General features: G+C 67.4%; 12 protein-coding genes and 1 rRNA gene. 6 read left to right on the top strand and 7 right to left on the bottom strand.

Annotated features, from left to right (window positions below):
- The first annotated feature begins 1 nt into the window (after position 1).
- Positions 2-763, top strand: a complete 762-nt coding sequence (locus AB8M46_RS00065) for a metallophosphoesterase (protein WP_125737959.1) — start codon at positions 2-4, stop codon at positions 761-763.
- Positions 764-958: 195 nt separating this feature from the next.
- On the opposite strand, the gene AB8M46_RS00060 is transcribed toward AB8M46_RS00065, so the two are convergent.
- The 7 genes from AB8M46_RS00060 to AB8M46_RS00030 form a co-directional block, all read right to left on the bottom strand.
- Entirely contained in the window at positions 959-2,584 is a 1,626-nt protein-coding gene (locus tag AB8M46_RS00060; protein WP_394359188.1) for a CocE/NonD family hydrolase, read from the bottom strand.
- 146 nt (positions 2,585-2,730) lie between these two features.
- Positions 2,731-4,119, bottom strand: a complete 1,389-nt coding sequence (gene aspA / locus AB8M46_RS00055) for an aspartate ammonia-lyase (protein ID WP_394359187.1) — start codon at positions 4,117-4,119, stop codon at positions 2,731-2,733.
- A 10-nt stretch (positions 4,120-4,129) separates the two neighbouring features.
- The gene (locus tag AB8M46_RS00050; protein ID WP_394359186.1) at positions 4,130-5,083 is read right to left on the bottom strand and encodes an asparaginase; all 954 of its coding nucleotides are present in this window, start codon (positions 5,081-5,083) and stop codon (positions 4,130-4,132) included.
- A complete protein-coding gene (locus tag AB8M46_RS00045; RefSeq protein WP_037342419.1) occupies positions 5,080-6,519 on the bottom strand; it encodes an amino acid permease in 1,440 nt (479 codons plus the stop codon). Before AB8M46_RS00045 ends, AB8M46_RS00050 begins: the two co-directional genes overlap by 4 nt.
- Positions 6,520-6,523: 4 nt before the next feature.
- Positions 6,524-7,195 carry a FadR/GntR family transcriptional regulator gene (locus AB8M46_RS00040; RefSeq protein WP_394360823.1) on the bottom strand — a complete coding sequence of 224 codons (672 nt, stop codon included), beginning with the start codon at positions 7,193-7,195 and terminating at the stop codon, positions 6,524-6,526.
- Between the two features lie 98 nt (positions 7,196-7,293).
- On the bottom strand, positions 7,294-7,452 hold the full coding sequence (locus tag AB8M46_RS00035) for a hypothetical protein (RefSeq protein ID WP_394359185.1): 159 nt from the start codon (positions 7,450-7,452) through the stop codon (positions 7,294-7,296).
- Between the two features lie 51 nt (positions 7,453-7,503).
- Positions 7,504-7,905, bottom strand: a complete 402-nt coding sequence (locus tag AB8M46_RS00030) for a nitroreductase/quinone reductase family protein (protein WP_125737968.1) — start codon at positions 7,903-7,905, stop codon at positions 7,504-7,506.
- A 131-nt stretch (positions 7,906-8,036) separates the two neighbouring features.
- Here AB8M46_RS00030 and AB8M46_RS00025 point away from each other — a divergent pair, with 131 nt between their 5' ends.
- The 5 genes from AB8M46_RS00025 to AB8M46_RS00005 all read left to right on the top strand — a co-directional run.
- On the top strand, positions 8,037-9,122 hold the full coding sequence (locus AB8M46_RS00025) for a plasmid pRiA4b ORF-3 family protein (protein WP_394359184.1): 1,086 nt from the start codon (positions 8,037-8,039) through the stop codon (positions 9,120-9,122).
- A 201-nt stretch (positions 9,123-9,323) separates the two neighbouring features.
- The gene (gene dnaE, locus AB8M46_RS00020) at positions 9,324-12,908 is read left to right on the top strand and encodes a DNA polymerase III subunit alpha (RefSeq protein WP_037342422.1); all 3,585 of its coding nucleotides are present in this window, start codon (positions 9,324-9,326) and stop codon (positions 12,906-12,908) included.
- Positions 12,908-14,380, top strand: coding sequence for an MFS transporter (locus AB8M46_RS00015; protein ID WP_394359183.1), 1,473 nt, complete (start codon positions 12,908-12,910; stop codon positions 14,378-14,380). The genes dnaE and AB8M46_RS00015 overlap by 1 nt, the downstream gene beginning before the upstream one ends.
- A gap of 455 nt (positions 14,381-14,835) precedes the next feature.
- Positions 14,836-16,032 (top strand): low temperature requirement protein A, encoded by a 1,197-nt coding sequence (locus AB8M46_RS00010; protein ID WP_394359182.1) that lies wholly within the window; start codon positions 14,836-14,838, stop codon positions 16,030-16,032.
- Positions 16,033-16,433: 401 nt separating this feature from the next.
- Positions 16,434-16,628: ribosomal RNA gene (locus tag AB8M46_RS00005) — 16S ribosomal RNA — on the top strand; the annotation flags it as partial.

The following is a 16,628-nucleotide window of genomic DNA, read 5'->3' as shown; positions in this document are numbered from 1 at the left end:
GATGTTCGTGACGGCACATCTGAGCGACAACCATCTCGACGGCGGGGAGCGCGCCGACGAACGGACGGCGCGGGTCATGCGGTACCTGGAGGGCCTGGCGACACCGGTCGACGCGATCCTCGTGACCGGTGACATCTCCGACCACGGCACCGTCGAGGAGTACCGGCGCGCGGCCGAGCTGTTCAAGACCGACACACCGCTCTTCACCTGCCCCGGCAATCACGACAAGCGTGGCCCGTTCCGGGAAGGGCTGCTCGGGCAGGCGCCGGACGAATCCCCGGTCAACGTGGCGCACACGGTCGGAGACGTCACGTTCGTCATGGCCGATTCGAGTATCCCGGGCAAACCGGACGGGCAGTTCGACGACGAGACCATGGCGTGGCTGGACAGCGTCCTCGCCGACGGGGACGGCCCCGCCTTCATCGCCTTCCACCATCCGCCGGTCCCGCTCGGCCTGCCGCTGGTGGACGCGATGCGCCAGTACGGCGAGGACAAGCTGGCCGAAGTGCTTTCCCGCCACCCGCGCGTGGTCGCCCTGCTCTGCGGGCACGTCCACACCGCGGCGTCGACGACGTTCGCCGGCGTGCCGCTGCGCTCGGCGCCCTCGGTCGGGTCGAGCATCCTGTTCCCGTGGGAGGAGAACGGTCTCCGGCACTGGAGCGAAGGCGGCCCGATCGACTACGACCTGCCGCCGTCGCTGCTGTTCCACGTGCTGCACGACGACGGCAGGCTGACCACGCACCAGCGGGTCGTGCCTGCCTGAACACACGCTCGCGGCCGAGGTAGGGCGAAGGTGACGTGTTGCGAAAGCCACTTTCGCAACCTTCAACGTTGCGAAAGTGGCTTTCGCAACGTCCGTGGCGGCGGGAAGCGGGCCTTCACGCGCCTGGCCCGTGAGCAGCCGCAGCCAGAATCCGGTAGGTACCTGAGGCACCCTTGGCTTAACCCGAACCGCCACTCACGACCCGGCGAACACCGGCAGCGTGATCCGGGACGGGTGCGCGGGGTCGTGGAAGATCTCGAACCGCGCGGGTTTCCCATCCACCGCGCTGAACACCGGCTCGTCGGTGCCGTGGTTGCGGGCGAAGCGGGGGAACGCTCCGCCCGCGACCTGCACCCGCAGCCGGTGGCCGCGCCGGAACCGGTAGGCCGTCGGGTCGAGCTGGATCTCGGCCGCGACCACACCGTCCATATCGGACTCAGGATGGCCGGGGCGCAGCCGGAGGACGCCGTCGGTGACATTGCGGGAGACGCCGCGACGGTCCACATCGCACAGCCGGACGAACACGTCGCCGTGCCCGAGGTCGGTCCGGACGTGCACCAGTGCGGAGATCTCGCCGATGACGTCGAGGTCGCGCTCGAGCACGTCACCGGTGAAGAGGAGCACGTCCCGCCGCGCTTCGACTTCCTTGTTGTCCTGTTGTTTCTGCACGCCCGACAGCAACGGGCCGCCGACGGTCGGCGTGGGATCGGCAGGATCGAAGGTGAACGTGCCCGGTTTCGACTCGACGGGGTCGGCGACGGAAAGTCCGCCGGGGCGCAGGAAGTACGGGGTGGCGTCGGACTCAGGCGGCCAGCTTTCGAAGTCCAGCCAGCGTCCGGAGCCCTGGAGGTACAGGCGCACGGGCGACTGCCTCAGCGGCGCGCGATCGCCGAGGAGATGCGCGGAGAGGAAGCCGATCTGGTCGGTGATCAGGGTTTTCAGGCTGGCGGGCTCACCGTGCGCCCACGGTCCGATGGTGATCCTCGGTTCGCGACCGGCCGCGGCGAGCTCCTTGAAATCGCGCAGCTGGGCGGAGATGAACAGGTCGTACCAGCCGGTCACCATGCTCACCGGTGTCCGCAGGGCGGCGACCTCGGCGCTGTGGTCCGATGGCGCCCAGAAATCGTCGCCGGGTTCGGCGTGCCGGGAGACGTCCTGCAGGAACCGCACCTGCTTGCCGATGGCCGCGACGTCCGCACCGGAAACCGGCAGATGCGCCATGGCCCGGCGGGTCTTCTGCGTCTGCCAGGGATTCGGCAGACCGGCGAACCGCCCTTCCTGCCGTCCGATCAGCGCCGACCACGACACCATGTTGTCGACCGCGAGGATCCCGCCGGGATAGAAGGTCGAGACGAATTCCGACGCGGTGACACCGAGGCAAAGGGCTTCGAGCGGCTCGTCGAGGTACGGCGCGACGGCCCATTGCGTGTGACCGAGGTAACTCGCACCTGCCATCGCGACCCGGCCGTCGCACCACGGCTGTGCACGCAACCAGGCGACGGTGGCGAGGCCGTCCTCCTTCTCCAGGTGGAACGGCCGGAATTCGCCGCTCGAGCCGAAGGTCCCGCGAGTGCTCTGGAGGACCACCTGCAGTCCGTGCCGGGCGAACGTCTCGCCGAAGATCTTGCCCATCACGCCTTTGCGGCCGTACGGCGTGCGGATCAGTACGACCGGCCGGGGTTCGTCGCCCGGAACGGCGTAGCGATCCGCCAGCAGACGGACGCCGTCGGGCATCGGGACGGGGATCGCCTTGGTCACCGAGGGGGCGGGGCCCTCGGCGGGCGGGAGGCCGAGGTACCGGTCGAGAAGTCGGTCGAGCACGCTTGCCGCCTTTCGTGCGGAGGATCACCTTCCGCTTACGACCGTACCCGCATGTCAGGAAAGTGGCTTTCAGGACGAAAAATGTCCTGAAAGCCACTTTCATGACACTGGCGCGGGGCGGACCGCCCGGTACCGCCCCGCTGGTCTCAGGAAAGCCGGGCGAGCGTCTCCGGCTTCAGCAGCTTCGCCAGCTCTTCGGCGGGCAGAAGGCCCTTCTCGACGACGAGTTCCGCCACGCCGCGCCCGGTTTCGAGCGCCTCCTTGGCGATCTCGGTCGCGGCCGCGTACCCGATGCTCGGGTTCAACGCGGTCACCAGTCCGATGGAGTTCTCGACGTAGCCCCGCATCACGCCGGCGTTCGCGGTGATCCCGGAGACGCAGCGCTCCGCCAGCACCAGGCAGGCCGACCGCAGATGCGTGATGCTCTCCGAAAGCGAGTGCAGGATCAGCGGCTCGAACGCGTTGAGCTGCAGCTGCCCGGCCTCGGCCGCCATCGTGACCGCGATGTCGTTGCCGATGACCTCGAACGCGACCTGGTTGACCACCTCGGGGATGACCGGGTTGATCTTGCCGGGCATGATCGACGACCCCGCCTGCACCGGCGGCAGGTTGATCTCGTTGAGCCCAGCCCGCGGTCCGGAGGAGAGCAACCGCAGATCGTTGCAGCTCTTCGAAAGTTTCACCGCGATCCGCTTGAGCACGCCCGAAAGGTGCACGAACGCGCCGCAGTCCTGCGTCGCCTCGATCAGGTCCGCGGCCGACACGACGGGCAGGCCGGTGATCTCGCGAAGGTGCGCGACGGCGGCTTCGGCGTACCCGGGTGCGGCGTTGAGCCCGGTGCCGATCGCGGTCGCGCCCAGGTTGATCTCGTGCAGCAGCGTCACCGCCTCCGTGAGCCGCAGCCGGTCTTCGCCGAGCATGACCGCGTAGGTGCCGAATTCCTGCCCCAGTGTCATCGGGACGGCGTCCTGCAACTGCGTGCGGCCCATCTTCAGCAGATCGTGGAACTCGACGGCCTTGGCCGCGAAAGCCTGCTCCAGCACGATCATCGCCTCGGCCAGCTCGCGCACGGCGATGATCGTCGCGACGTTGACCGCGGTCGGGTACGCGTCGTTGGTCGACTGCCCGAGGTTCACGTGCTCGTTCGGGTGCACGCGGGCGTAATCGCCCTTCTCGTGCCCGAGTAGTTCGAGCGCGCGGTTCGCGATCACCTCGTTGGCGTTCATGTTCGTCGAGGTGCCCGCGCCGCCCTGGATGACGTCGACGACGAACTGGTCGTGCAGCGCGCCTTCGCGGATCTCACGGCACGCCCGGCGGATCGCGTCGGCGACGTCCGGCTCCAGAAGCCCCAGGTCGGCGTTGGCGTGGGCGGCGGCCTCCTTGACCGAGGCGAGCGCCTCGATCAGATGCGGGTACGCGGAGATCGCGGTGCCGGTGATGGGGAAGTTCTCCCTGGCCCGTGCGGTGTGCACGCCCCAGTAGGCGTCGGCGGGGACTTCCTTGTCTCCCAGCAGATCGTGTTCCACGCGATGCATCGAAGGCTCCTCAGGCGGCCAGGTCGAGTTCGGCCAGCGCGCCGGTCACGCGCAGTCCGGGGGTGGGCTCCAGCACGTTCGGATCGACGCCGCACAACGCGAGCGCGGCGGCGAGCACCGGACGGCGGGCGCGGTCTCCGCCGTCGGCGATCTTGATCGCGATCGCCGTCCCGTCCGGGAGCGCGGCGACCTGGACGGCTTCGAAACCGTCCTTGGCGATCAGGCCGGGCACCGCGCGCATGAGCGCGGTGACGTCGCGACGCGTGCCGGCGACCAGTTCCGGATGCTTCCGGATCCCTTCGGCGACAAGGCCTTCCGGTGTCCCCGGCGTCGCCGCGGCGATCTTGCCCACCGCGCGGGCGAGGCCGCGCAGCGAGACCGCGAAGAGGGGAGCGCCACAGCCGTCGACGGCGACCTTCGGGATCCGCTGTCCGGTCAGCTCCTCGACACATTCCGCGATCGCGCGCTGCAGCGGATGCGCGGCGTCCAGATAGTCCTTTGTGGACCAGCCGTGTCGTCGGCAGGTGGCGAGCATCGCCGCGTGCTTGCCGGAACAGTTGTGCGCCAGCCGCGACGCGCTCCGTCCCGACGCGACCCAAACGTCGCGTTCGACCGGGTCGAACGGCAGGTCTTCCGGCGTCCGAAGGTCTTCCGCGGTGAGCCCGGCGCCGTCGAGCGTCCTGAGCACCTCCGCGAGATGGATCTCTTCGCCGGAGTGGCTGGCCGCGCCGACGGCGAACCCGGCGGGGCTCAGCTCGACGCCGAGCCGCGCCATCGCCGTGGCCTGCAAGGGTTTCGCCGCCGAACGCGGATAGAACGCCGCCTCGATGTCGCCCGCGGAGAACAGCACGCGGCCGTCGGGTGCGAGCACCACGGCCGAACCGTGGTGCACCCCCTCGACCATGCCGTCGCGGAGGAGGTGCACCAGCGGTTCGTGCGCGGGCACGCGGATCTCGGGGGTCACAGCTTCGTCTTTTCGAAGACGTCCATGTTGATCCGCTTGCGGACCCCGAACCAGCCCGCCACCAGCGCGAGCCCGATGACCGGCAGGCAGTACAGGGTGATGCGGCCGACCTCGTCGAAGCCCATCAGCACGATGACCGCGGCGAGGAAGATCAGCGTCGCGATCTCGGTGTAGGGCGAGAGCGGCAGCCGGTACGACGGCCGCTCGACCTCGCCGAGCTTGGCCTTGCGGACGAACAGCAGATGCGAGAGCACGATGATCGCCCAGGTGCCGAGAATGCCGATGGCGGCGAAGTTCAGCACGATCTCGAAGGCCTGGCTCGGCACGACGGCGTTCAGGCCGACGCCGACCACGCAGACCGCCGAGGTGAGCAGGATCCCGCCGTAGGGCACGTGGTTCTTGTTCATCACGCCGGTGAACTTCGGCGCGGAGCCCGCCAGCGACATCGACCGGAGGATGCGGCCGGTGGAGTAGAGGCCCGAGTTCAGGCTGGACAGCGCCGCGGTCAGCACCACCAGGTTCATCACGTTGCCCGCTTGCGGCACACCGATGTGCGAGAGCACGGTGACGAACGGGCTTTCCTGCTTCGAGTAGGCGTCCCACGGCATCAGCATCGCCAGCAGGATCACCGAGCCGACGTAGAAGATCCCGATCCGCCACATGATCGAGTTGATCGCCTTCGGCATGATCTTGCGCGGGTTCTCCGTCTCGCCGGCGGCGACGCCGACCAGCTCGACCGAGGCGTAGGCGAACACGACACCCTGGACGATCAGCACCATCGGCAGCACCCCGGCCGGGAAGATCCCGCCGTGGTCGGAGATCAGCGAGAAGCCCGGCGTGTTGCCGTCGATCGGCTGCTGCGTGACCAGGAGGAAGATCCCGATCCCCATGAACGTCACCAGCGCGGCGACCTTGATGATGGCGAACCAGAACTCCATCTCGCCGAACAGTTTCACCGAAACCATGTTCAGCGCCAGCACCACCGCGAGCGCGATCAGTGCCAGCACCCATTGCGGGATCGGGGTGAAGAACGACCAGAAATGCGCGTACAGCGCGATCGCGGTGATGTCCGCGATCCCGGTCGTCGACCAGTTCAGGAAGTGCATCCAGCCCGCGACGAAAGCGCCCTTCTCGCCCATGAATTCCCGGGCGTAGGAGACGAAGGCGCCGGAGGAGGGGCGGTACAGGATGAGTTCGCCGAGCGAGCGCACCACGAAGAACGCGAAAAGGCCGCAGACCGCGTACACGATCGCGAGGGCCGGGCCCGCTTGCGCGAGCCGTCCGCCCGCGCCGAGGAACAGGCCGGTGCCGATGGCGCCGCCGATCGCGATCATGTTGACGTGGCGGGGTTTCAGCGCCTTGTCGTAGCCGGCGTCACCGGCGTCGGCCGGCACCGGCGCGGCTTTGCCGTCCGCGCTGAGGGTCTGTTCGGTCACGGTGTCAGTCGTCCTTGTTCTGGTGCTTCGTGGGGCTCGGCCGCACGATGGTGGTCAGCGCGTCCTCGACGTGCTCGAGATGGGAGGTCATCGCCGCGATGGCGTCCGCTTCGGAACCGGAGGCGATGGCGGTGACGATCTCACGGTGCTCGATGTTCGAGCGGGTCCGACGGTCCCCCAATTGGTTGAGAAATGACGACTGGCGGGCCAGCGCGTCCCGGATCTCTTCGATGACCTTGCCGAACACCGGATTGCCGGAGGCCTGCGCGATGGTGATGTGGAACAGCGAGTCGAGCGCCACCCACGCGGTGTTGTCGGTTTCGAGATCCATGCGCTCGACGAGGTGGCCGAGCAGGTCCAGGTCGTCGGTGCTGCGGCGCACGGCCGCGTATCCGGCGACGGGGATCTCCACGTGCCGCCGGACCTCGAACAGGTCGCGGGCCGAGTAGGTCCCGAAGGTGGGGTTCTCGACCGGCCCGGTGGCGGTCACGAAGGTCCCTTTGCCCGTTTTGGACACGGTGAGGCCGAGGGCCTGCAGTCCCCGCAAGGCTTCGCGGACGACCGAGCGGCTGACTTCGAACTCCTTGCCGAGCGCGGATTCCGACGGCAGTTTCTGGCCGACGGGGTACTCGCCACGCTCGATGGCGCCGCGGAGATGGGCCAGAACGGCCTCCATCGCGCTGACGCGTCGTGGACCACCATGTCCGGCTGTCTGGCTGTCAGACAGGTTCATGAGACGAGATCGTGCGGTCGGTCCAACGCTTTGTCAAGCGATCAGCCGAGTGCCTCGATCCAGCCTGCGAGGTCCTTGTCGACGGTGTATCCGCCCGAGAATGGGAACCCGTGCTGGGCACCTTCGTAGACGCGCAGTTCCGTGGTGACACCGGATCCCCACGCCGAGGTGGCCAGCGTCACAGAGGTCACGTTGGTCATGAGTGGCGTTTCGGGTTAGAACCCGAAACGCCACTCACGACCCACTGCACGTCATACGCGGCTGAGCGCGATCACCGGGAACGGCCGCGTGGTCTTCGACTGGTGTTCGGCCAGCCTCGGGAACGCCTTCGCCTGCTTCGCGAACAGACGGTCCCGAGCCGCTCCGGTCACTTCAGTCGCGTGAGCGGCGAAGGCCTCTCCCTCCGCCTCGACGTCGACGGACGGCTCCGCGACCAGGTTGCGATACCAGTCCGGATGCCCGGGTGCGCCACCGTTCGCGGCGAAGACGATGTAGCGGTCGTCGTCGGCCAGGAACAGCATCGGCGTCACGTGCCGTCGCCCGGTGCGGGCACCGGTGGTGGTGAGCAGCAAGGTCGGGAGACCGTCGCCGTGGCGGCCGTTCGCGCGGAACTCCGCGATCACGCGCTCGTTCATGGCCTGCAGGTCGATCATCAACTCTCCGGGCGTTCGGTTGATCTTGGCGGCTGGTCAGTCTGCACATCCACGCCCAGGTCGGCAAGCATTTTCCGATCAGCGCAGCTCATGACCCCGAAACTGTCGGTGCCGATGGCGATACTGCTCCCGTGTCCCCCGTCAGCCGCGGTCGCAAGCCCGCCAAACGACCGAAGCACCAGCGCTCCCATCCGACGCGTGCGCCCCTGGACGTGTCCAGGGTGGAGCGCTGGCCGAAGCTGCTCCACGGGCCGGTCGAGCTGTCCGGCTGTGTCGTTCAGGGCCAGGCGGATCAGGATCTGGTGGTCCTCGCCGCCACGCTGACCGCGGGCAAACGCACGGTGGGCGTCGAAGTGGTGGTGAACGGTCGCGAGGTCGACGTGATCGAGCTTCATCCCGTCCCCGAGGACGCCCTGGCGGTGCTCCGCAACGGCTTCGAGGTGGTCGAGGCGCCGCTGACCCCCGAGGAGTTCCGGAGCCAGGTCGAAGCGGCCTTGATCGCCAAGGCGGATCGCGACGCCTGGATTCGGGAGCGGGTCCCTCGGCTCTTGGAACTGGGGAGGGATCCGAGACCCGATCTGTCCGCGCGAGCGGCTCAGTTGTGCCGGTGGCTCGGCCTTCCCGCCTACGAACCGTTGCCTCGTATACCGTCGGCCGAGCCGCTGCCGCTCGTCCTGCCCCGGTCCGCGTCGGTCACCGGGCTCCGCTTGGCGGTCGCCCTGTCCTCACCGGACGACGCGATCTGGCGGCGGCTCGAAGTCCGCTCGGACGTCACCCTCGCCGGACTGCACAGGATCCTCGCGGCCGCATTCGACCGGGACGAGCGGCGGCATCACCGGTTCGAGACCGAGTACGGAAGCTTCAGCGCCGACGCGCAGAGCGGTGAGGGCGAACGGCTGGACGACGAAGTGGAACTCGGCCAGATAGCCACGTCACCCGGCCACCGGCTCCTCTACGAGGTGGAGTACTGGAAGCACTGGATCCGCGTCGAGCAGCTGGTCGCCCTCCCCGAAGCACCGAGCTGCCTCGACGGCGAACGCGCCGCACCTCCGGCGGAATGCGAAGACGAGCAGAGCTACGAGATGTTGCTGGAGGCACGGCGTGATCCGTACGACGAAGAGAACGAGGATCTGCTCGAAGAGCTCGGCGGCGTCGGGTTCGATCCGGAGTGGTTCGACAGGGAGGTGGTCAATGAACGCCTGGCCCGGCTGAGCTGACCCCGCGCCCCGATCGGGCGAACCGAGGTCGCCGCGAACCCGCGCCGCGTCGGTGCTTGGCGGTGGCCGGTCGGAGGGGGAGACTGGCCCTCGCCGGGGTGCCAGCCCGCCCGGGCGCCGAGATCCTTCGGCGCATAAGGTGGGAGGACCGGCCCGCGTCAAGCAGCCAGGGATCCGTCTGCCTAGGGGAGGTTTTCGCTGGTGTCGAACGATTCCTTCGTCCACCTGCATGTGCACACCGAGTACTCGATGCTCGACGGTGCGGCGAAGATCGCCCCCTTGTTCAAGGAGGCGGCGCGCCTGGGCATGCCCGCGGTCGGCATGACCGACCACGGCAACATGTACGGCGCGGACGAGTTCTACCAGCAGGCGGTCAAACACGACCTCAAGCCGATCATCGGCATCGAGGCCTACATCGCGCCGGAGAGCCGCTTCCACAAGAAGCCGGTCTTCTGGGGTCAGTCGAACCAGCGTGGCGCCGACGAGTTCGGTGAGGGCGGTGACGTCTCGGGTGGTGGTGCCTACACCCACATGACGATGCTCGCCGAGAACTCCACCGGCCTGCGCAACCTGTTCAAGCTCTCCTCCCTGGCGAGCATGCAGGGCTACTACCGCAAGCCCCGGATGGACCGCGAGCTGATCGCGGAGAACCACCACGGCATCATCGCGACCACCGGCTGCCCCTCGGGCGAGGTGCAGACACGGCTCCGGCTGGGGCAGCGCACCGAGGCGATCCAGGCGGCGTCGGACTACAAGGACATCTTCGGCGCCGACAACTTCTTCCTCGAGCTGATGGACCACGGGCTGCCGATCGAGCGGTCGGTCCGTGAGGGCCTGCTCGAGGTCGGGAAGCTGCTCGACCTCAAGCCGCTGGCCACGAACGACTCGCACTACGTCACCAAGGACCAGGCCGACACCCACTCCGCGCTGCTGTGCGTGCAGGCGGGCAAGACCCTGAACGACCCGAACCGCTTCAAGTTCGACGGTGACGGCTACTACCTGAAGTCGGCCGCCGACATGCGGGAGTATTGGGACAAGGAGGTCCCCGGCGCCGCCGACTCGACGCTGCTGATCGCCGAGCGCGTCGAGTCCTACAAGGACGTGTACACGCACAAGGACCGGCTGCCGTTCTTCGAGGTCCCCGAGGGCTACGACCAGGGCACCTGGCTGCGGGAAGAGGTCGCGCGCGGCCTCAAGTGGCGGTACCCGGACGGCGTGCCGGACCCGTACTACAACGAGCGCATCGAGATCGAGCTCGACGTCATCATCGGGAAGGGCTTCCCCGCCTACTTCCTCATCGTCGCCGACCTCATCAACTACGCCCGCAAGGTCGGCATCCGCGTCGGCCCCGGCCGTGGTTCCGCCGCCGGCTCGCTGGTCGCGTACGTCCTCGGTATCACCAACCTGGACCCGATCCCGCAGAAGCTGCTGTTCGAGCGGTTCCTGAACCCCGAGCGCGTCTCGATGCCCGATATCGACATCGACTTCGACGACCGCCGTCGCGGCGAAATGATCCGCTACGCCACCGAGAAGTACGGCGTCGACAAGGTCGCGCAGGTCATCACCTTCGGCACCATTAAGACCAAGGCGGCCATCAAGGACTCCGCCCGCGTCCACTTCGGCCAGCCGGGGTACGCGATCGCGGACCGGATCTCGAAGGCGCTCCCGCCGCCGATCATGGCGAAGGACATCCCGCTTTCGGGCATCGTCGACTCGAAGCACGAGCGCTACGGCGAAGCGGCCGAGGTCCGCGCCCTCGTCGAGACCGACGAAGAGTGCAAGACGATCTTCGAGACCGCCCGCGGCCTCGAAGGCCTGATCCGCAACGCCGGCGTCCACGCCTGCGCGGTCATCATGTCCTGCGATCCGCTGACCGACGCCATCCCGCTGTGGCAGCGTGACGACGGTTCGATCATCACCGGCTGGGACTATCCGTCGTGCGAGGCCATCGGCCTGCTGAAGATGGACTTCCTCGGCCTGCGGAACCTCACCGTCATCGGTGACGCGATCGACAACATCAAGACCAACCGCGGGATCGACATCGACCTCGACACCCTCGGCGTCGACGACCCGGAGACGTACAAGCTGCTCTCCCGCGGTGACACGCTCGGTGTGTTCCAGCTGGACGGCGGGCCGATGCGTGACCTGCTCCGCCGGATGCAGCCGACGGTGTTCGACGACATCGTGGCGGTGGGCGCGCTGTACCGCCCCGGCCCGATGGGCATGAACGCGCACAACGACTACGCCGACCGCAAGAACGGGCGGCAAAAGGTCAAACCGATCCACCCCGAGCTTGAAGAGCCCCTGAAGGAGATCCTGGCCGACACCTACGGCCTGATCGTCTATCAGGAGCAGATCATGCACATCGGCCAGAAGGTGGCCGGGTACTCCATGGGCCGCGCGGATGTGCTCCGCCGCGCCATGGGTAAGAAGAAGGCGGAGGTCCTCGAAAAGGAGTTCGTCGGCTTCGAAGAGGGCATGAAGTCGAGCGACCTGGTTCCCGGCGGCTTCTCCTCCGAGGCGATCAAGGCGCTCTGGGACACGATCCTCCCGTTCGCCGGCTACGCGTTCAACAAGAGCCACGCGGCCGCGTACGGCCTGATCTCGTACTGGACCGCGTACCTCAAGGCGAACTTCACGCCGGAGTACATGGCCGCGCTGCTCACCTCGGTGGGTGACAACAAGGACAAGTCCGCGGTCTACCTCTCGGAGTGCCGCCGCCTCGGGATCAAGGTGCTCCCGCCGGACGTCAACGAGTCGGCGCTGAGGTTCGCGGCCGTCGGGGAGGACATCCGCTTCGGTATGGGTGCCGTCCGCAACGTCGGCGCGAACGTCGTCGAGTCGATCATCAAGACCCGCGAGGAGAAGGGGAAGTACTCCTCCTTCACCGATTTCCTCGACAAGTCGGAGCTGGTGGCCTGCAACAAGCGGGTCATCGAATCGCTGATCAAGGCGGGTGGGTTCGACTCGCTCGGCAACACCCGGCTTTCGATGATCCAGGTGCACGAAGACGCGGTCGAAGCCGTGGTCCCGCTCAAACGCCAGGAGGCGATGGGCCAGTTCGACCTCTTCGGGTTCGGCGGGGACGACGACGCGGAAGCCGCGGCGTCCTCTTCACCGCTCGCGCATCTGAAGTTCGGCGAAGAGGAGTACCCGCGCAAGCAGCTCCTGGCCTACGAACGGGAGATGCTCGGCCTCTACGTCTCGGCGCATCCGCTGGACGGCGCCGAACGCATCCTGCGCAAACACGCGCCCAGGCCGATCGCCGCGATCCTCGCCGACCCGCCGAAGGAAGGCGAGCTGGTCGTCTCCGGGCTGATCACCTCGCTGGAACGCCGGGTCAACAAGAAGGGCGAGCCCTGGGCGATCTGCACCATCGAGGACATGGACGCCTCGCTCGAGGTGCTGTACTTCCCGAAGTCGTACGCGATGTTCTCCGCCGACCTCATCGAGGACAACGCGGTCCTGGTCAAGGGCCGGGTGAACTGGCGCGAGGACAAGATGTCCATCTTCGGCGGCGGTCTCGTCCCGCTCGACCTGTCCGAGGTCGGCAACGGCGACGACGATCTGCCGCTGGTTCTGCTGGCCGCGGCGGAGAAGATCGACCAGTCGGTGGTCAGCGAGCTGAAGCAGACCTTGCTGGCGCACAAGGGCGAGACCCCGGTGCACCTCAAGCTGGTCGGCAAGAACCAGACGGTCTTCGCGCTGTACGACTATCCGGTCAAGGTGACGTCGATGCTGATCGGTGAGCTCAAGGGCATCCCCGGGATCGCCGCCAGCACCTGATGACCACCTACGTTCCCGATCCCCGGCGCTGGAAGGCGCTCGCCGTCTCCCTCGCCGCCGGGTTCATGGGGTTGCTCGACGTCAGCATCGTCAACACGGCACTGCCGTCGATCCAGAAGGACCTCGGCGCGTCGAGCGGCGGGATCCAGTGGGTGGTTTCGGGCTACGCGCTGGCTTTCGGGCTGGTGCTGGTGTCCGGCGGCAGGCTCGGCGACGCGCTCGGCCGCCGCCGCATGTTCCTGTTCGCGCTCGCCGCGTTCGTGCTGACCAGCACGTTCGCCGGCGCGGCGCCGAACGAGACGACGCTGATCATCGCGCGGCTCCTGCAGGGTTTCGCCTCGGGCATGATGACGCCGCAGAACAGCGGGATGATCCAGGACCTGTTCCGCGGCGCCGAACGCGGTCGCGCGTTCGGCATGTTCGGTGCCACCGTCGGGATCTCGACCGCGATCGGGCCGGTGCTCGGCGGCGTGATCCTCGCCGTCTTCGGTGATCCGGAAGGCTGGCGCTGGGTCTTCTACGTGAACGTGCCGATCGGGATCCTGGCGTTCGCGCTGGCCTTGAGATGGCTGCCGAAGGCCGAGTCCCCGGCGAAAAGCCTGCGGGGCGAGATCGATTTCGTCGGCATCATGCTGCTGGGTGTCGCCGTGCTCGGTGTCCTGCTCCCGTTGATCGAATCCGAACAGGGCGGGCTCAGCGGCCTGTGGTGGCTGTTCGTCGTCGCGGTGGTCTTCGGTTTCGCGTTCGTGCGCTGGGAACGCTCGATGGTGCGGCGCGGTCGTCCGCCGCTGCTCGACACCCGGCTGTTCACCGGCACCCCGGGCTACGCCTCGGGTGCCGCCGTCGGCGCGCTGTACTTCAGCGGATTCACGGGAATGTGGCTGGTCTTCGCCATCTTCTTCCAGCAAGGACTCGGCTACACGCCCCTGCAATCCGGGCTCGCCGTCACCTCCTTCGCCCTCGGCTCGGCCGTATCGGCGGCGATCGCTGGCCGGCTGGTGTCGAAGTGGGGCCGCAAGCTGACCGTCGCGGGGCTCGTCATGGTGATCGCCGGGATGGTCACGGTCGCCGTCCTCTCCGGTCAGGATCCCGGAGCCGCGGCGGGCTGGTGGTTCGCGTTGCCGTTGCTCGTCGCCGGTGTCGGCGGCGGCATGGTCATCTCGCCCAACACCACGCTCACCCTGGAATGCGTCCCGACGTCGATGGCCGGAGTGGCCGGGGGAGCGTTGCAGACCGGGCAACGGATCGGCACCGCGATCGGCACCGTCGTGCTGGCCTCGGTCTTCCACGCGGTACTCGGCGCGAACGGCGGCTATCCGTCGGCGCTGACCGCGGCGATGCTGTGCGCCGCCGCGTTGACGAGTTCGGCGCTCTTACTCGCCGTGATCGAACTCCGTGCGCGCCGGAAACGGCGCTCGCTCACTGAGCGGGAGGAAACCGAGCGGGCTGCCGCCGACAGTCAACGCGGCTGAGTCTTTCGCACCGGCCGATGACTACGTTCGGCAAGATCGGATGCTCCATCCGAGTGACGGAGGCAGTCATCCCCTGGTGCTACTCAGAGCAACCGGGTACACCTAACGGAGCCTTCACCGCTGTGACTCGGCTACCGACAGTGGTATTTCTGTCGATCGATCGGGGATGGATCGATCGGCCGGAGCGATCGTGGTGAGTCCGGAGTTCTCAGGAATGGACACCTACGGTCACGAGCCGGTGGACAGCCGTCGGCGTCCGCGGGGGACCGTTCGGCGGCGGCCGGCTCAGCACCACTGGCGAGCCGGGTCGCGGTGAGGCATTCGCGCGGGTGGGTCCGCGCCGGGTCGCCTGGGGAGGTGCACCCGGCCCGGGCCCACCCGCCGCGCGTCTCTCCGCGTGTGTCATCCGCATCCGGCTGCGAAGATCTCCGCAGATCGAGATTGCGAGGAACACGATGGCGGAGAGTTCTGTTCGGCGGAATCGGCTGCGGGTCTGGTACCGGCCGATGACCATGCGCGATTCCGGTGAAGGGCACCGGGTCGCGACCCCGCTGGAGCTGTTGTTCGACCTGTGTTTCGTGGTCGCCGTCGCGCAGGCCGCCGCCGGTCTGCACCACGCGATCGCCGAGAACCACATCGGGCACGGCGTGCTCAGCTTCGGGATGGTGTTCTTCGCGATCTGGTGGGGCTGGCTGAACTTCAGCTGGTTCGCTTCGTCGTTCGACACCGACGACGTCCCGTACCGGCTGGTGACGCTGGTGCAGATCGCGGGCGGGCTGACCGTCGCCGCCGGTGTCTCGTCCGCCTTCGAGGGTGACTTCAAGATCGTCGTCGCCGGCTACGTCTTGATGCGGCTCGCGATGGTCGTGCAGTGGCTGCGCGCCGCGCGGACCGATCCGGAATGCCGCCCGGCCGCGCTGCGGTACGCCATCGGTATCACGATCGTCCAGATCCTGTGGGTCGTCCGCCTCGGCCTCCCGCAGTCGCTGGCGCTGCCGTCGTTCTTCCTGCTCCTGCTGGCGGAACTCGCGGTCCCGGTGATCGCCGAACGCAAGCGCTGGACGGGCTGGCACCCACACCACATCGCCGAGCGCTACGGCCTGTTCACGATCATCGTGCTGGGTGAATCCATCCTCGGCGCGACCACCGCGGTCAAGGAAGGGCTGGACGAGGGCGAGCACACCGGCAGCCTGATCTCGCTCGCCGCCGCCGGGCTCGTGCTGGTCTTTTCGTTGTGGTGGCTGTACTTCGACCAGCCGGGTCACGCCAGGCTGGAGAAGGCGAAGAGCCTGTTCACCGTCGCGAGCTGGGGATACGGGCACTACCTGATCTTCGCCTCGGCGGCCGCGCTCGGCGCCGGCCTCGAAGTGGCGGTCGACTACGACACCCACACCGGGCACGTCGCCTCCCTGCCCGCCGCCATGGCGACGACCGTGCCCGTCGCGATCTACCTGGTGAGTGTCTGGCTCATGCACATCGGACCCACCAACGAATGCCGCCCGATCGCGATCGGCTTCCCGGTGACCGCGGTGCTCGTCCTCGCCGCGTCCTTCACGCCGGCGCCCATCCACATCACCGCGGGGCTCGCCGCCGCCCTCGTCGTGCTGACCGTCGTCGCGACCCACGGCGAGCCGGTACCGGGGGAGAGCTAGATCGACGCAGGTCAGAGCGCCGGCGCGAAAAAAGGGACCCCCCTGTAAACGCCGGTTTCGGGCCGTGTAATGTTCTCTTCGTCGCCAGGGAAACCGAGCGGCCGCCGGGAACACGAACCAAGCTCCCACCGGATGGTGGTAGAGTGGGTGGTCCCGAACCGGAGAGGTAACTCTACCCCCGCTGAAACGGCAGTTTCGAGCAGGTGCTAGGGTGTGCTCCGGACAAAAGCCAAGAAATAACTGCTTCGGATAAGGCCGCTGTGATGGTGGTGCGATTCGGGGTGTGTTGCTTGAGAACTCAACAGTGTGCTAGTGAACTAAGCCAGTAGAGCTTATGTATTGAAACCTCGTGAGAGGTTCCTTTGAGAGCAAGTATTTATTTGCCTCGATCAAATTTGACATTGTTGGAGAGTTTGATCCTGGCTCAGGACGAACGCTGGCGGCGTGCTTAACACATGCAAGTCGAACGATGAAGCCTTTCGGGGTGGATTAGTGGCGAACGGGTGAGTAACACGTGGGCAATCTGCCCTGTACTTTGGGATAAGCCTGGGAAACTGGGTCTAATACCGGATATGACTTCTCATCGCATGGTGAGG

It is taken from the genome of Amycolatopsis sp. SB7-3 (assembly GCF_041021335.1).
GTDB lineage: Bacteria > Actinomycetota > Actinomycetes > Mycobacteriales > Pseudonocardiaceae > Amycolatopsis > Amycolatopsis japonica.
This window is presented reverse-complemented; position numbering and strand designations above follow the sequence as displayed.

Bases quoted from the DNA above. Each gene is read 5' to 3' on its own strand.
- AB8M46_RS00065 (WP_125737959.1), top strand. From the start codon at position 2: ATGTTCGTGACGGCACATCTGAGCGACAACCATCTCGACGGCGGGGAG.
- aspA (WP_394359187.1), bottom strand. From the start codon at position 4,119: ATGCATCGCGTGGAACACGATCTGCTGGGAGACAAGGAAGTCCCCGCC.
- AB8M46_RS00040 (WP_394360823.1), bottom strand. From the start codon at position 7,195: ATGGAGGCCGTTCTGGCCCATCTCCGCGGCGCCATCGAGCGTGGCGAG.
- AB8M46_RS00035 (WP_394359185.1), bottom strand. From the start codon at position 7,452: ATGACCAACGTGACCTCTGTGACGCTGGCCACCTCGGCGTGGGGATCC.
- AB8M46_RS00030 (WP_125737968.1), bottom strand. From the start codon at position 7,905: ATGATCGACCTGCAGGCCATGAACGAGCGCGTGATCGCGGAGTTCCGC.
- AB8M46_RS00015 (WP_394359183.1), top strand. From the start codon at position 12,908: ATGACCACCTACGTTCCCGATCCCCGGCGCTGGAAGGCGCTCGCCGTC.
- AB8M46_RS00010 (WP_394359182.1), top strand. From the start codon at position 14,836: ATGGCGGAGAGTTCTGTTCGGCGGAATCGGCTGCGGGTCTGGTACCGG.